Annotated in this window: 14 protein-coding genes and 1 tRNA gene; 3 read left to right on the top strand and 12 right to left on the bottom strand. The window is 42.1% G+C overall.

Translation table 11 applies throughout. The features are described from left to right. Positions 1-2,445, top strand: coding sequence for a hypothetical protein (locus HYW21_06105; protein MBI2548895.1), 2,445 nt, complete (start codon positions 1-3; stop codon positions 2,443-2,445). 372 nt (positions 2,446-2,817) lie between these two features. Here HYW21_06105 and HYW21_06100 read toward each other — a convergent pair whose 3' ends face one another. The 8 genes from HYW21_06100 to HYW21_06065 form a co-directional block, all read right to left on the bottom strand. Beyond that, positions 2,818-3,396 carry a methyltransferase gene (locus tag HYW21_06100; protein ID MBI2548894.1) on the bottom strand — a complete coding sequence of 193 codons (579 nt, stop codon included), beginning with the start codon at positions 3,394-3,396 and terminating at the stop codon, positions 2,818-2,820. 56 nt (positions 3,397-3,452) lie between these two features. After that, positions 3,453-3,971: a hypothetical protein gene (locus tag HYW21_06095; GenBank protein ID MBI2548893.1), complete on the bottom strand. Its 519-nt coding sequence runs from the start codon at positions 3,969-3,971 to the stop codon at positions 3,453-3,455. A gap of 73 nt (positions 3,972-4,044) precedes the next feature. Further along, complete coding sequence (locus HYW21_06090) at positions 4,045-7,206, bottom strand: isoleucine--tRNA ligase (GenBank protein MBI2548892.1); 3,162 nt, start codon at positions 7,204-7,206, stop codon at positions 4,045-4,047. 28 nt (positions 7,207-7,234) lie between these two features. Next, positions 7,235-8,224, bottom strand: a complete 990-nt coding sequence (locus tag HYW21_06085) for a patatin-like phospholipase family protein (GenBank protein MBI2548891.1) — start codon at positions 8,222-8,224, stop codon at positions 7,235-7,237. A gap of 32 nt (positions 8,225-8,256) precedes the next feature. Then, positions 8,257-8,532: a hypothetical protein gene (locus tag HYW21_06080; protein ID MBI2548890.1), complete on the bottom strand. Its 276-nt coding sequence runs from the start codon at positions 8,530-8,532 to the stop codon at positions 8,257-8,259. 14 nt (positions 8,533-8,546) lie between these two features. Then, positions 8,547-9,674: a formate--phosphoribosylaminoimidazolecarboxamide ligase family protein gene (locus tag HYW21_06075; protein MBI2548889.1), complete on the bottom strand. Its 1,128-nt coding sequence runs from the start codon at positions 9,672-9,674 to the stop codon at positions 8,547-8,549. Then, positions 9,652-10,314, bottom strand: a complete 663-nt coding sequence (locus tag HYW21_06070) for an HAD family hydrolase (GenBank protein ID MBI2548888.1) — start codon at positions 10,312-10,314, stop codon at positions 9,652-9,654. The genes HYW21_06075 and HYW21_06070 overlap by 23 nt, the downstream gene beginning before the upstream one ends. A gap of 309 nt (positions 10,315-10,623) precedes the next feature. Beyond that, on the bottom strand, positions 10,624-11,799 hold the full coding sequence (locus HYW21_06065) for a hypothetical protein (protein ID MBI2548887.1): 1,176 nt from the start codon (positions 11,797-11,799) through the stop codon (positions 10,624-10,626). Positions 11,800-11,968: 169 nt separating this feature from the next. On the opposite strand from HYW21_06065, the gene HYW21_06060 reads away from it, so the two are divergent. Further along, positions 11,969-12,535, top strand: coding sequence for a hypothetical protein (locus tag HYW21_06060; GenBank protein MBI2548886.1), 567 nt, complete (start codon positions 11,969-11,971; stop codon positions 12,533-12,535). Positions 12,536-12,570: 35 nt separating this feature from the next. Here HYW21_06060 and HYW21_06055 read toward each other — a convergent pair whose 3' ends face one another. The 3 genes from HYW21_06055 to HYW21_06045 all read right to left on the bottom strand — a co-directional run bounded on the left by HYW21_06055 (position 12,571) and on the right by HYW21_06045 (position 13,921). Next, positions 12,571-12,966 (bottom strand): hypothetical protein, encoded by a 396-nt coding sequence (locus HYW21_06055; GenBank protein MBI2548885.1) that lies wholly within the window; start codon positions 12,964-12,966, stop codon positions 12,571-12,573. 38 nt (positions 12,967-13,004) lie between these two features. Then, positions 13,005-13,715: a VTT domain-containing protein gene (locus HYW21_06050; protein ID MBI2548884.1), complete on the bottom strand. Its 711-nt coding sequence runs from the start codon at positions 13,713-13,715 to the stop codon at positions 13,005-13,007. A gap of 53 nt (positions 13,716-13,768) precedes the next feature. Next, positions 13,769-13,921 (bottom strand) — tRNA-Ser (locus HYW21_06045). Between the two features lie 109 nt (positions 13,922-14,030). Here HYW21_06045 and HYW21_06040 point away from each other — a divergent pair. Continuing rightward, entirely contained in the window at positions 14,031-14,597 is a 567-nt protein-coding gene (locus tag HYW21_06040; GenBank protein MBI2548883.1) for a hypothetical protein, read from the top strand. A 37-nt stretch (positions 14,598-14,634) separates the two neighbouring features. Here the strand turns inward: HYW21_06040 and HYW21_06035 are convergent, their stop codons facing one another. Continuing rightward, the gene (locus HYW21_06035) at positions 14,635-15,549 is read right to left on the bottom strand and encodes an asparagine synthase (GenBank protein ID MBI2548882.1); all 915 of its coding nucleotides are present in this window, start codon (positions 15,547-15,549) and stop codon (positions 14,635-14,637) included. Between the last annotated feature and the right edge of the window lie 97 nt (positions 15,550-15,646).

The raw sequence follows: 15,646 nt of genomic DNA, 5'->3' as shown, positions 1-15,646 counted from the left end.
ATGGGCGTTGCTTTTGCATTTGGGGATAGATCACTTGAGGATGCTGTTCGTGAAATAGAGCGCATTCAACGAGTTGCTATTATTGGTGCAGGAACGATGGGAACAGGACTTGCCCAACTTCTGCTTGAGAAAACTCCTTGGGAGATAACCCTCTATGATGTTTCAGCAGAGGCTCTTGCACGGGCACAGAGCACATTAGATGCTACATTCCGAAAGATGACCTCAGTGAAAGGTGATCTCACCGAGCTATGCCAACACGAACTTTCAGCATTACGAGAACGCTTACAAGGGAGAGTAGTAACCACAACCGACTATAAAACCTTAAGCGATAAACATCTTATCTGGGAGGTTGCAACAGAACGCGAAGGTATCAAGCGTCAGGTATTTTCTGGTATTCAGGAGTATGCAGACCCTCGACAACTTGTTGCTGTTTTCTCGAATACCTCTTCTCATTTGACGAGCGAGCTTGCAGGGCTTTTTTCTGATCGAAGCTTTCGTGAACGGTTTGCCGTTGTGCATGGTTATTTTCCGTTTCATGGCAATGCCCTCATTGATGTCATGAAAGGCCCTGAGACCAGTGAACTAACCTATCGAGTAGCATGGTTGCTTGCAGCACAGGTTCTTGAGAAAAATACCATGCGTCTTCCTCGGGAACATCATGGTTTTTTGACCGATCCCTTATTTGAGGCAATGGCAGCAGGTCCAAGTTGTTATGTTGCATCAGGACGTGATATTGTTAGTCTTGGAGGGGTTTGGGGTCATTTTACTACCAATCCATTTCAAGTTTTAGATAACACCGGTCATATGCCCTATACTGAATCTGCAAGACATATGCGGGCTGCATTGCCTGAACATGATCGTCTTCGTACGTGGTATCAGGGACCTGAAGGAGCTGCGTATCCCGATTGGATACAATGGCTTGAGAGCGAGAGAAAAACAGGTTCAGCGAGTAGAACCGGTGAAGGATTCTTCAAGTGGGAGCACGGAAAACCTGTTGCTGTTTTCAATCCGGATACCTTTGAATACGTTCCTATTCCAAGAATAGATGCTCGTGCCTTTGCTTCCTATGCACACGCAGAAGCAGCTGATCATGCAGCAGGAAGAATTAAGAGTGTTGATGCTTTGCGACATATTGCGCATGCTGATGATGACGGAGGAAAGACCTTCAGGAGGTATGTTATCCCAGTACTTCTCTACGGTCTTGATATGATCCAAGAGGGGTTTGGCACGCCAGGTCAGGTGAATACCTCCACGAGAGTTGGATTGAAATTCAAGCATGGACTTGTCGAAGTCGTTGATGGCTTTCTGGCACATGGTGGTGTTGATGGTTTTGTTGCGCTTGCTGATCGAGCAGCCAGTGAAAACCACGAATGGGTTGCTGAAGGCCTCTATGATGTCCGCGGAGAAACAGGACCTCGGACTGGTACGCCTTCACTCCTTATGACGATGCAACACCGTGGCTGGCGAAGCCTCCTTGGCTATGGACATCTCAATGGCACGCCAGTTGAGGAACGAGATCTTCGTACTGGTGAGATGAGACCCTCGTATGCGTATTTTGAAACTATGGTTTCTCAAAGAGATCGTGTCCTTGTGGTTCTTGCTAATAATCCCTTACGGGGAAATGTCTGGAATCCAGAATCCATGGATCAGTTTCGGCATATCGTGGAACATGCCATTGAAATGTATCGAAATGGAACTATTGGTGCCATGCTCTTTTATCCAAAGGGTGGCAAGATGATGGGAGCTGATGCCAATGCATTTAATGTAGGGTGGTATGATCCTGCAGTTGGGTATAGACCTATGGATAGTGAAGGACGAAGAAGAATTGCCCAGGATGGAGTGGAAACGTTTGAAATGCTTCGACAAGCGCCAATTCGAACAGTCTTTGCTGGTAAAGAACTCTGGGGTGGTGGTGCTGAAGTATCCTATTTTTTCGATCTTCGATTTATGCAATTCAACCACGGAGCGTTCTATGATAAAGCCTTTGGAAGAAATGACTGGGGCCATCGACCAGCATTTGTCCAACCCGAAGAGGGATTGGGTATTTTAATGGGGTATAATGGTGCGAGGCGATTAAACGAGCTCATCAGTGAGTCAGGTGCACGGGAGGTTATCCATCTCGGCGTTTCTGCAGAACGGGCTCATCAATTAGGATTGGTTCATGGAGTTTTTGCAACTGAACAAGAACTTCTTGTACGTTCCTATGAAGCAGCACGGCAGTTAGCAAAAAGTCCGCCCTATTCAGCCGCGCTTACCAACCTTCAATTCGGACATCCGTCGACAACAGCAGAGATTGGAGCGCAATGTAGAGACGCTTTAGATCCAGGTATCAATCCATGGGTAACGGGTTTTGAGGTCCTCCTGAGTAAAGGAGTACGACGACCAGTGCATGATTACAACTCTCGAGGAACAGATCTTCCTGGCTGGACGCCACCAATAAGGTAAGTCGTTTACTTTTACCGAGCCAATTATGGCGGTGCTACGGTCATGACTACACTTCGTTTGCCATGCCCTACTCGCCACCCCGATGGGGTCATCCCCCGACTCGTCGCACGCCCACAAACTCATGAAAATCCGTTGGATTTTCAGGACACCGAAAATGCCATGCATTTTCGCGTGTTTACCAATTACCAAAGTTTGATCAAATGGGTGTAACATGAAGTTGCACGTCGCGGCCTTCGTGTTGCCTTAATAGCCGCGCCGAAGAGCTTCATGCTCTTCCTTGCGTGTCAACTGAGCGTAACCAGTTGCGGGGTGTGCGTAGGATTTGCTCATTAAGCAAATCCGTCAGCTGCCATTAGCGTGGCGTGTGTAGGGTTATGTTTTCTTTTTTGCCTTTTTTAATTGGTGCATGCTCAGTTTATACACATACAGCACTTCAAAGAATAATCGTTGCTGTGCTAATTCTTCTACATGATATCCTTGTTTTTGCAAAATTCGATCGACATCTTCTTTGGTTGTCAGTGAACTAAAAAGTAAAAGAATAATTCCTGTTGGTTTGAGAAAGAATTTTGCTTGTTTGAGAAATCGTTGAATGGTTTCATATCCGTGTTTTCCGCCACAGAGTGCAGGATGATTAGCTACGCTGTTTTCAGGGTCTTCAGGCAGGTAGGGAGGATTAAAGATAATAACATCAAATTGTTGTGGTTGTAGTTGTTCAAACAAATCTGAACAGAGGAATGTAATATTGGTTATATTCTTTGCCTTGATTGTTTTTTTTGCATACGAAAGTACCGCAGCATCCTTATCTACGGCAAGTACGCTTTCTGTGGTTTTTGCTGCTATTTCGGCAAGATAGCCAGAACCAGTACCCATATCCAAAACATTTCCGTGGGCAAATTGTTTAACATACGTTGCTAGAAGAAAAGTATCTTCAGCGGGTTCATAGACATTCATGGATATCATCTCAGTAATGGGCATACCTGCTCTATGGAAGAAAACGATTTGTCTATTTATACCTGAGTTTTTTGTTCCTGTTGCTCTCTTACTTGTTGTACTTCTTCTGCAGGAAAGGCATCATCAAGGGTTTTGTAATATTCCTTTACTCTATTGATGATAGAGGGTAAGAGAAATTTTTGTACTTTTTCTTCAAACGTCTCACTAAGGCTAGAGAATTCAGTAATCCGGTAGTAGTTCTTTACTTTTTCAACTAAAAAGAGTTTTCGTAATCGCATGAGTTGTCTTCGGATATTTGAGGAAGCAACCCCCCATAAGGCTAGATGTTCCTGCTCGCGAAAGGTAATAACCTCTTTGGTAATCTGCTCGCAAGTTAACTCCTTTTTTTGTTTCTTTGCGTCGAGGAGAACATACAACACATCAACAACAACATCACGAGAATCACCTGGTTGGAGCAACCCCACTGATAAGCAGAATTTTCTCACCAGATCGCGTTTGCCAAGATGATAGGGTTTTTCATACCTTCGTAGCGTTAACTCAGAAAGAGGCGTATCAATGGATATCTTCTGTGGCATAGCACATTTCAGAATGAGGGTAATTATAAAGGTTTCGGAAATCAAGGCGTTTGTTTGCTTTTGGCTCAAAACATTATACTTGTTCTTGCGAGAATGCAATAGTTATTGCTTTTCCTTTGATGGTCATATTTTCTGTTTTGGAAAAGCTACTCTCTGTACCCTCAATACTCTCCACGAGTTTTAGTGACGATGCACCTACCTTCTCAGCAATAGGATCCTCCCAAGATTTCAGCAACGATTGAAGCTCCTGTGGCAGAACAATGACGAGCTGAATACGATCTTTTTTTTCGAGGCCTGCTGTTTTCCGTAGATTCTGAACCCGTCGCATAACTTCACGTGCATACCCTTCTGCATCTAGCTCTTGAGTCCGTTCTTTATTCAGATAGATAAAACCATGCGTCCATTCCTGTCCATCATGCGTATCAGGGTAGGTCCGTTCAACAATAAAGTGTTCTTGCATCAATGTTATTCGTTCATTGTCAAGCCGAACTGCATATTGTCCTTTGGTAAGTACGGTGTCGCGTAAAGCCTTTTCACTTTCTCCTACGAGTTTCGCAAGAATCATGGGAGTTTTATCACCAAACCCTGATGCTATGGCCTTATAATTGACCCTCACTTTTAAGGTAACAAAGGGAGGTAATTCTTCGACGGTAATGGCCTTTACATTGAGCTGTGTCATGATTATTTCTCGAAGTGCTTCTATAGCAGTTGATGCTTTTGTCTCTCTGGTTTCAATAATCACTTCTTTCAAAGGCCATCGTACATTCATGCCCATTTTCTCGCGCATATGCAATCCTGTAGTAACAATGCCCTGGACCACATTCATGTGTTCCTCGAGTTCTGGCTGGTGTTGTTCTTTCATAACTACAGGCCACTCAAGCAGATGGATACTTTCTTCATTAAGGTGATATCGCTCTCTCAACTGTTGATAGATTTGTTCGGTGATAAAAGGAGTTACTGCAGCCATAAGCTTGAGAACGGTTAAAAATACGGTATAACAGGTCCAGAGAACAGCTTTTTTCTCTTCAGGAGAACCAGTAGCACTCTTTTCGCGGATTAACTGGATGTAGATTCTGCTTAGGTCAAGGTAAAGGTTTTCCACTTCTCCAGGAACTTCATTGAGGAAATAGTTATCGTATTTTTCTGTCGTGTTTTTGATGGCGCTATTCATCCGTGAGAGAATGTACTGTTCAGCAAAAGAAAGATTTTCCTCTGCAATAACAAGCGGTGCAGGATTTGTTCCTGTCTGCATGCTCAGATCAATGATAAACCGTTGGAGATTCCAAAGAACCAAAAGATTTCTGTGCTTAAATTGCATATCCTCAAAATTATAGTTCAGATCAATACCTGGATTTGCTCCTCCCATTGTATAATAACGGAAGGTATCAGCACCATACTTATCGATAACTTCCTGAGGAAGGATGTAGTTGCCCAATGACTTTGACATCTTTCTTCCCTGTGCATCTTGGACAAACCCATGCATATAGACATGGGTAAAGGAAGGCTTGCCAAAGGCAATCATCGAGGCTACCATGAGCAGATTAAACCATCCTCTAATTTGATCTTTTCCTTCAAGAATAAAATCAGCAGGAAAGAGGTTTTCAAGGTTTTCTGCTTGGTGAGGATAATCTAAACAATTCCATGAAACAGTTCCTGCATCAACCCATACGTCCAAAATATCAGGAATCCTTCGATAGGTTTTACCATTTTTTTGGATGGTTATTTGATCTACCGTAGAAATATGGAGGTCATCAATAGTTACTCCAGCCAATGATTCAAGCTCTGCTTTTGATCCAACAACCAGATAATCATTAGGATCATTTTCGTTTCTCCAGATAGGTAATGGTGTTCCCCAGAAACGTTGCTTTGAAATAGAATTGTCACGTAAATTCTGAAGCCAGGATTCAAAGGCATTAAAGGCCGCCTCAGGAACCCAGCGGATAGTTTTATTCTCAAGGATCATCTGCTTTTTCAGGTCCTCAACCTTAAAGAACCACTGCCTTGTTGTCTTGTAGACAATAGGCTTTTTACAACGCCAGCAATGAGCATAACTGTGATTACATTTGGTGCAGGCTAATAATGCACCATTTTCTTCTAACAATGCAATAAAGTTCTTGTCGTCTTTTTTTGCAACCAAGCCTCCAAAGAGGGGATGGTCCTTAGGATAGACGCCATGTTCATCAATCACATTAAAGGGCTGGATACCTTGCCGAACACAGAGCTCATAGTCAGCATCTCCACAACCCGGTGCAAAGTGTACCAGTCCGGTACCATCATCGAGGTTTACATACTCATCAGAGAGGAGGACCGTAAATATTTTATGTTGCTCTTTTCGTGCTTCGTTGATCTCAGGAAACTGATCCGCAAAAGGAGGGAGATAAGCAATGCCTTCAAGATCTTTTCCTTTGAGCTCTTCAACAACAGCATAATCCTTTCCTATGGTCGTTTTTATCACTCGCTCAGCGAGCTCTTTTGCAACGATCCAGATTTCATTTCCGACCTTACATTTGACATAATCAAACTGAGGATGAACAACAACCGCAAGGTTTAACGGAATAGTCCATGGTGTTGTTGTCCAGATAAGAAGGTACTCATTTTCGGTTCCCGCTATTTTAAATTTGAGATAAATAGAATCATCGGTAATGTCCTTGTACTCAAGCTCATGCTTTGCCAGTGCCGTGGCACATGAAGCACACCAGGTCATGGCTCGTTCTCCTTCATACAGTCTTCCGGTCTCATGCGCACGTTTAATCAGCCACCATTCTCCGTCGATAAATGAGGGAGTAATTGATTGGTACGCATTTGTAAAGTCCATCCACACCCCGAGCCGTTCAAAGTCTTGGTTCATTGCTTCCATGTTCTCAATACAGAGTTTTTTGCACTCTCCAATGAACTTGGTTACGCCAAAAGCACGAATCGCTTCCTTACCATGGATATTGAGCTTCTTTTCGGTAGCATGCTCCACAGGAAGGCCATGCATATCATAACCTGCTCGATCCCAAACATCAAATCCCTGCATCCGTTTATAACGAAGCACGGTATCCTTTAGGCTCTTATTCCATGCAGTTCCAATATGCACTTTTCCTGAAGTGTAGGGAGGTCCATCTAAGAAATAGAATGGCTTTTTCCCTTTGTTCTTTGCCTTAGCCTTTGCATAGGTGTTATTTGTTTTCCAAAACAAAAGCACGGATTCTTCTACTGCTTTGAAATCGTAGTTACTCATTTGCTGAACCATTGTCTTTTGCACAGAAATCCGAGGTAATTTAAAAACGTTTAGCTTTTTTGTTTTTAAGTAATGCAATGATCTTGGGCAACTGTTCTTCGGCTGCACGTTCCCCTTGTTTGATGATATACGTGCTTCGATCGAATTCAATCCATGCAACTCCCTCAAGTTTAGGATGGATAAGAACCTCTACCTTCGATGTTTTTAACTTTTCCTGTGCCAACTGATTAGCCAGAATGTCCATTGAGTTAGTCATGACCATCACAATTTCCGGGGTTTGTTGATTACATAATACCTTGACTATCTTCGGTGTTGTGAGTAAACGGTCAAAAATAAAATCGATAATTCGGTACATAATTCCAGGGAATGGATATTTTTTTGCTTTGAAAAACTCTTTTAGGTACCCCCGTTCAGTATCCACAAAGTTCTTCTTAAGCGAGAGAATAAGTGAATTCTCTTCATTTGTCTTCTTGCTAGGCAAATTGATTTCTGCAGCAGGTTGGCTTACATCAACTGCAATAACAACCGTAGCACCAAGTTCTCGAACGACTTCTACAGGGACAGGATCAACAAATGCTCCATCCACTAAGAGCATATCATTATGCTTCACTGGCGTAAAGACACCAGGAATACTCATACTGGCACGTATCGCATGAGCTACATTTCCTTTAGTGAAAACTACTTTTTTTCCTGTCTGTAGTTCTGTTGCAATGATTGCTAAAGGAATTTGCAGATCTGCAAAATTCTTTCCTTTGGTTACCGTCGTGAGATACTTTTCAATCTTATTTCCTGTAATAAACCCTTTTTTCGGAATGGTAAAATCGATCAATTCCTGAATATGGGTTGATAGAATAATCTGTTCAATCTCCTCTGCAGTAAGACCGGAAGCATACAGAGCTCCAATGAATGCGCCAATACTGGTACCTGCAATAGCATGAATAGGGATATGTTCTCGTTCAAGAACTTTAAGTACCCCAATATGGGCAACCCCTTTGACACAACCTCCACCGAGAGCAAGACCTAGTTTCATACGACCTCTTTTTTATCAGTTCTCTTCTAATTTTATCTACTCGGCCATTTTCGGTTCCATCGAAGGATAATAGCAGCTATAATCAGTCCTATTGCAATAATCAGTGCAGGAACAATAAAACTATTTTCCTTGACAATGGGAATGTCATGGCATTCAAAGTCGCTCCCACAGTATTGGTTCGCTGCGCAGTCATCATCTTCTTTACATTCGCGTGGAATAAAGAGGTCGCGAGCGACAATAATAATGATAATAACCAGTAATGCAATGATTGCAAGTAATGCTCCATCAGCTTTTTTTCCGGAGATCATGTTCTCTTGAGATGCTAGGTTAAGACATCCAGTAATTTTCCTGTGTCTCTTGCTTCCTTTATCTCCATGGCAATCCGTTTTCCATAACTCAGGGATTGTCCGTACAAATACTGCGTATAAGGTGTAAACATCGTTCCAGGACTTCCGGGGATTCTCAAACTAACGTCAAAGACAACAATCTCTTCTTTGGGTGGACCTGCTGTAATACATGCCTGGAGAGCAAAAGGCCCGATAATCCCTGGCGGATGTTCTTTTTTACAGGTCTTAATGAATTTTTCTCCTACTATAAAAGCCTGTTCCAAAAGGGATTCTTTAATGGTACAGGCAATATGGCCTGCCTCAATGTATTTGGGCGTGAGGTGCTTCAACACCTCGAGTTGTTCAGGAGCAGGTAAGCGGATCAATCCATCGAGGTTTGTCTGCCTTCTGGTATCAATCCCCATAAGCTCTAATTCATCGTGAAGTGTTGTATAAAAGAAATTGAAGTTTACCTGCACTCCGACAATATATTCTTCAATGACTGCTTTTGCAAGACCATCTTGCGTAATCTGTCCTTTTGCGAGGAGCTCTTTTGCTCGCTGTTCATATTCTTCTGGTGTATGGGCGAAAAAGAAAGAACGTTCATAGCCACGCTGCGCTTCAGCAACCTTGACGATAACAAGACGGTCAATGTCCTTTACCTGGGCAAACAGTTTTGGGTATCTTATTCCTGACTTTTCAAGGAGATAGTACTGATTTTTAGGAACATCCCGTTCTTCAAGTTTTAAGAGTGTTCGTGTGCCATAAATAGGAACAAGGAACGTATTCTCAATATCCTGGAAATTGCAGTAGACCCAGAAATAACGGTTGTGGATAAAGACCGTGTTAAGCTTTCGTAACTTTTCCTGAACTGCTGGCTTGGTAATATCTCTGAAATGGTCTACGAGAATAATCTCATCAACAATGCCCTTTTCACGACGCGTCTTGTAATAAGAAGCATAGGTTTTTTCTCTGCCTCGTTGACAGACAGCGAGGGTTTTAAACCCAAGATCTTTTGCACCTCTGCAGACATCAAGGGCACTATGACCACCAAGAACACCAATAGTAATAGCACTGGAGTTGTATCCTTTGAGGATTTCCTTAATCTGTTGCCGTTGTATCATACGCTTGGATCACCTGTGGAAGCATATCCAGTCGTTGTACTTTGTAGTCAAATTCGCGTTTATTTTTTCTGTCAACGAGAATCCCAGCAATGCCAACCTGCTTGGCGCTAAGCATGTCCGAATGGATGCTGTCTCCTACCATGATGGCATCTTCAGGCTTCATGTTTGTATCGTTAAGGACATGTTTAAAGAGCTCTGGATTCAATTTAAGCATTCCCTCTTGGTATGAAAATCGCATACTTTTGAAATATTTTCGTAAGCCATACTTGTCCAATACCTGTTCAACAGAAAAACAGTCAGCATTCGAAATAATGGCTAAGGTGTAGGTCTTTTGGAGTTCGGCTAATGTATCATCCACCTCGGAAAAAGGCTTTGCCAGCAGCATATTTTTATTCCACATGCCTACGAGATCATCAAGGAGTTCTTCGCTTGGTTCAATGCCAAACTCCTCACATACTTTGGTGAAGGCTTCTCGTAAATTCGGAAATTTATCGAGCATAAAGGCCTTTTCAAAGCGTATCACAAAATCCACAAAGCTCATTCTGACACCGAGTATACTTCTGGCTTGTTGTGTTGGGCTGGGAAACACTCCATTTTCCACTAATGTGCCCCAGAAATCAAAAATAATCAGTTTTGTCATTTCATACCCCCTCTGGTGTTGTGTTTGAAACATCTTATGATATTTAATACTTTTGGAACAAGTGCTTTGCATCTGGACAGAGGGGGACTTGTTGTTACTGGATTCGAGTAAATAAATCTTTTATAGACAAACCCCTTAACAATATATGGGGATTTTGGGTTGTATTTGTAGGCTTTCAGGGAAAAAGAAGGATAATGAGCCCTTTTCATGGTTTAAGATGTCCTTAAGCTACTCAGAAAGTTTCATTAACTCATAGTCGCAGTTTTAATCAGCTCCGGGGTTTTACGCCTCTTTTTCCCCGGAGTTGGTTTATTCCTTAACAAGAAGGCGCTTGGCATGGGGACTTAAATCCCAAAGCGTTTTGTTTCCTTTCTTACCCATACGTTTTACCAGACCTTTCTTCCTGAGATAGTAGAGGGATTTTGAAAGGAGTTCTAACGAACTATTGGTGTATTTTACCAGGACATCTGCTGTTACTGGCTCAGACCCGGCTAAAAAAGCGACAACTGAGCGAGAAAGGGGAGAGAGATCTTTAAAAGAGACATTTTCGGTAATGGGTTCATCAACCGTATCTTCCTCGTTTTCCAACTCTTCTATAAGAGATTCCTTCGTTGGTTCTTGCTCTTTTGACACTTCTGGTTCTTCCTTTAATTTTACTTCTTTTACTTCCTCAACTCGAGCAGTTGTTTCTGTTTTCTTGGGCTCAATCCCAATGCGGACATTTCTTGATTCGAGAATATCTTTTGTTGCGTAATAGGTTACTAAGTAATCTTCCTTAAGGAAAGGATTGATATCTTCGAATTTTCGGTAATGAAAATCAAAGATGGCATCAGCGTACTCTAACAGTTTTCGAGGGTTTCCATCTGCCAATCGTATCAGGAGATCAAGGGCATCTTCGCTTAAGTTGTTCACATAATTTTTTTTGCCTTTTGGATGCTCTAAACGAAGCGTGAGAATTTCCCTCATTTCTTTGTCGGTTAAGATGGGTAGCTCAATCATTCTATTTCCTAGTCGCTCCTTGAAAGAATCAGTGACATTTCTCAGCATCTTGTTGATCTGCGCAATAACTATCGCTTGGATCTTTTTTTCGTTTTTACTCTCCCATTTTCCTCGTGCTTGGAGAATTAAGTTTGGGTCAGTAGCTTGGAACTCATCGATCAGCAAAATGGGTTGTTTTGACGGGTACTTTTTGAAGGTAATACGATCAAAGAAACTGCGCTTACCCTTAATGGCCTCTTCAAGATCAAAATCCTCAGGTAATTCTTGTGCATCAAGATAGATAAAGGTATGGTCCTTCAACCGCTCTTGGACTTTAAACAATAAGCTGCTTTTTCCTGATCCGGTTAATCCATTCAGAAAACAGATCTCTCCTTTCAAAATATGATTGGTGAGGGTATCCTCCTCTTCCTCGAGGCCAACGAGCTTGGTGTTTGGTCTGATGTCCAAGGGGTTATCGCCAAAGCCCAATTGCTGATACCATGTCATCGTTCTTCACGTTTGTATTCCAGACGACTTTAAAAAGCAGGGGGTTTAAATACCTTATGGTTTCGGCATTTTAACTGCCACGTTATCCTCAAAAGCACTTCGTACAAACGTTTATATAGATTTTCTTCCTTATTCTTTAGAGTTACTCTTTAGAGCTACTCCCGTATCCATGGATCACCATTATCGACCGTTGGATCTTGAACGCCTCGCAGCATGTGTTCCTGATACAGAAGCCGAATATTGGCATAGTTCTTCGAGAAGAGATCAACTTCCTCTTCCTGTCGGGGTCTGGCAGCGATTGTATACTGTTGTTGAGATACTACGGTCTTATGATGGATGGATGCCTGAGGGTATACACCAATTTCCTGGGCGTCGTGCTGCGTTAGTGCATTCTCCGACTCCATGGGCATTCAGTGAGATGAAGAAAAGTTTTATTGACCTTCTGGTATATGATCTTGCCTGTTCTGGACTTCCTGAAGCAGAGGTTTTCGGGCTCTTCCAGTGTTTGCGAAGGGACTATGATGTACGCATGCAGGTTCCTGGACTGAGGATGAAAGAGTTCACGCTGCCTGAGGATCTTGCCACTGCACTACGACAGGGATACAGGCCAGAAGTCAACGAAGAATTGGCAGATATTGCCTTGCTCGAGGAGTATATGGGTTACGCTACGGTTATGCAACAGCGCCGTGCAGCCCCTCAATCACATTGGATCGATAATGTCTTACGAGGGTTTTAACGTTTTAACATCAATAATTTTCATTGGAGAGGTGCTCAAAATAGACGGGATGAACTTACATAAGATCTCCTCAAACTTCGTGCACCTAACTCAGCAAGTCTACATGCTGCTTGGTTCTGATTATAATCAAGTAATCTTTCATACAGGTATTGAAAGGTGTCTAAATAATTTACTCTCGTAGGAATCTCACTAGAAGGATCATGGTTATGTGCCAGAGCCGATACAACATCACCACTGATCTGAAACTCTTCTATCTCAAAACCATGGCTTTCATCTTCAACGAATGCTCGTAAGCCTGGCAATACTATGTTATATAAAACAGCATCGGCATGTTTCCGGTCTGCTCTTTGCGGACTGTCTCTGAGTTGTGCTAATGCCGCTAGTCTAAAAAGAACATCCTCGAGACTTACTTGTGTTCTATCAACGATCATGGTTGAGAAATAATGTATGATCTTATAAAGATATCTCATTATGAAGAACTTACTTCATTTTTATAGATGATTATTATCACAAATACCGTAAACAATAATAATAAGAATGAGCCTTCAAGAATGTTGGTTTGCATAAAACGAGAAAACAATTGATACGCATAGAAGCCACCGAATGCAAAGATCCCTGCTAAGAGTGTTTTACCAAGCAATGAGGGAAGTATTATCTTCTTGATGTCATAGTTTATCATCCCTAGAGGGATCATGATCAGATCGTCTGGTAATGGTGTACAGGCAAAGAGGAAGATCAGAAACGGGATTAATTTTGGTTTATGTGCAATGACCTCTTGGATATGCCTAAAGCTTCGTTTATCTTTTCCTGCTTTTATCACCCAAATTGCACCCCTTCCTATAAGGTAAGAAATGATCTCGCCAAGCATCATACCAACACCTGAAACAAGCGTCAGCAAGAGGAGATAGCCAAAATTAGGTGCTTGACTTCCAAGGAATATGATGGCTGGGTAATAGGGTATCTGGAGGATTAACGAAGCATTTGCAACAATGCTTATAATAAAGGAACCGAGAATGCCATACGCAACCAGTTTTTCGACTAACAACTGATTAAAATTGTTGAGAGCTTCATGAACACTCGGGATCCTATTAATCAGAAGATACACTAACACAATAACAAGGAATATGCTTGCTAAGATAATGGTCTCTTTTGTCCATACTTTTTTGAGTGTTTTTTTCATACATGGCTTTATTATTTCAGCAATTTATAAACTTTTTTGGTATTGAGAAAAAACGCCGAGGAGGGGAATTTCCAATCACTTCGTCATGGAAGCGCATTTTTTGAACCCCTACGTCCCGAAGGACACGGGATTAGCAATCCCGCGCAGTACCAGATTGCACTGAAATCGCAGACGTACGTCAGCAATTTCTCTTGTGCCACCTCGGCGTACGAGCTTGGAAAGGTCGATGATATAAAAGGTTTATGATTTCACGGTGTTCTGATTTATCTCGACAGAACGCCAAGCTTTATAAAGAGAAGCAAAATCTCGCGCACTATGATAGAACACCATCTTTACCAAGGACCAGGACATGATCCACATAGCCATAGAGCAGAATACCGTCCACGCCGGGAAATTCATCATCCGTGGAGACATTTGCAGAGAGGAACGGTTCTTCGAGATGTTGAACTTCTGGATGGTCCACACCCTACTAGAGATAAAGGGCCGTTTGTAGTATGGGATGATGTTTACATCCATGTGCGTGAACCATCTGATTCCCTAGCAAAACAATTTTACAGTGGATTAAGGAAGGGCTCTTATGTTACCTTAGGACTTATAGATGACGGAAATCAAAAAGAGAGTGGTCTCCATTACCAAGCTGTACTTGTTGTTCCCAATGCCCCTAGCGAACAATCACTTCGGTTATCACCGCAACCTAGCCGTTATTTTACGCTTGATCATGAAATTCAAGAGAGACACATCTCTGTTTCTCCTAATGGAGAAGATCAGGTATATAGATGTCCTTCTTTAGAAGAGCGAGCAGAACTCGAGCAACGATGGGGAAGGCCTATTCAAGAACCAAATGCAGAAAGATTACAACGAGCCTTTGCTCCATTGAAGTAAGTTTCCGCTTATTCAGTTCTAGAAATCTATGAAGTAATCATCTCGCCCATTGAGGCATAACTGAAAGAGCAAGACCATATTTAGGGCGTTGAATTATCTCAGGAGGTACATATCCGTATGTCCGAGAAATATATTTTAACGGTTTCTTTATTTCCGTATCATCAACCAGATCATCTAAGCCGTATTCTAATGAAACGAGCATCACCTCTCTACTGAAGAATGGACTACATGGTTCAAAACTAAAATATCTCGAATACCTCTCCTCTTGAACAAATAAACCTGTCCTTTCAACTAATCTGTAGTATTGAAGTGCAGCTTTTCTGTCCCCTAATCTCATAGCTGCTATCAAATCTCTTTCTCGGTCTTCAGTTGGTTCAACTAATAAATAATGAGGGTGCTCATTTACGTTTGTTGGTTTCTGAACAGTATGAGATCCCATGAGAGTATCTGCTGCATCACCCGTTACTATCTTAAATCCTTCATGGGGAGAAATGAGTCTGTTTAACCAGCCATAGAGTATTTGCCAGCAGGTTCTACTACCCCTGACTGTTTTTGGGTCAATGCCTAACTGTTCTTCTAACAATGCATAATCAATCTTCTGTTCCTCACGACTCAATGGCTTTGCAGTCCAATGGACTTTCACACCCCTTTCTCTCAAGAAATCGACCATTAGTCTTGCATAACCCATATCAGGTGATTCATAATCGCATACAGTGTAGGCCCATATATCTTTGCCTAATTCTATGCCTAGGATTCCTGCTACAAGCGAGGAATCAATCCCTCCACTTAATGCTACATGAACGACTTGTTCTGTAGCGTCGAGTCTCAAATCATTTATGAGAGCTTGTCTAAGTTTCTCATTAAGGTGATCTGTGTTTCCCCTGTAAGAATTGAATATATCATTCTGTGCAAAACCTTCCAAATTTCTTATTCCCGATGAGACTCCTACCACCGTTGGCCATTTTTCAAGGGTATTTAAAAACTTAGCGGGAAAACGAGTGGTCTCTCATCAAAGATAGGGTTATACCTCACAGAAATAACTCGCGAAC

This window comes from Candidatus Woesearchaeota archaeon, from assembly GCA_016187565.1.
GTDB lineage: Archaea > Nanobdellota > Nanobdellia > Woesearchaeales > JACPJR01 > JACPJR01.
Note: the sequence above shows the minus strand (reverse complement) of the source record. Positions and strands in the feature narration are given on the sequence as shown.

Bases quoted from the DNA above. Each gene is read 5' to 3' on its own strand.
- HYW21_06105 (MBI2548895.1), top strand. From the start codon at position 1: ATGGGCGTTGCTTTTGCATTTGGGGATAGATCACTTGAGGATGCTGTT.
- HYW21_06100 (MBI2548894.1), bottom strand. From the start codon at position 3,396: ATGAATGTCTATGAACCCGCTGAAGATACTTTTCTTCTAGCAACGTAT.
- HYW21_06095 (MBI2548893.1), bottom strand. From the start codon at position 3,971: ATGCCACAGAAGATATCCATTGATACGCCTCTTTCTGAGTTAACGCTA.
- HYW21_06090 (MBI2548892.1), bottom strand. From the start codon at position 7,206: ATGGTTCAGCAAATGAGTAACTACGATTTCAAAGCAGTAGAAGAATCC.
- HYW21_06085 (MBI2548891.1), bottom strand. From the start codon at position 8,224: ATGAAACTAGGTCTTGCTCTCGGTGGAGGTTGTGTCAAAGGGGTTGCC.
- HYW21_06080 (MBI2548890.1), bottom strand. From the start codon at position 8,532: ATGATCTCCGGAAAAAAAGCTGATGGAGCATTACTTGCAATCATTGCA.
- HYW21_06075 (MBI2548889.1), bottom strand. From the start codon at position 9,674: ATGATACAACGGCAACAGATTAAGGAAATCCTCAAAGGATACAACTCC.
- HYW21_06070 (MBI2548888.1), bottom strand. From the start codon at position 10,314: ATGACAAAACTGATTATTTTTGATTTCTGGGGCACATTAGTGGAAAAT.
- HYW21_06065 (MBI2548887.1), bottom strand. From the start codon at position 11,799: ATGACATGGTATCAGCAATTGGGCTTTGGCGATAACCCCTTGGACATC.
- HYW21_06060 (MBI2548886.1), top strand. From the start codon at position 11,969: ATGGATCACCATTATCGACCGTTGGATCTTGAACGCCTCGCAGCATGT.
- HYW21_06055 (MBI2548885.1), bottom strand. From the start codon at position 12,966: ATGATCGTTGATAGAACACAAGTAAGTCTCGAGGATGTTCTTTTTAGA.
- HYW21_06050 (MBI2548884.1), bottom strand. From the start codon at position 13,715: ATGAAAAAAACACTCAAAAAAGTATGGACAAAAGAGACCATTATCTTA.
- HYW21_06040 (MBI2548883.1), top strand. From the start codon at position 14,031: ATGATAGAACACCATCTTTACCAAGGACCAGGACATGATCCACATAGC.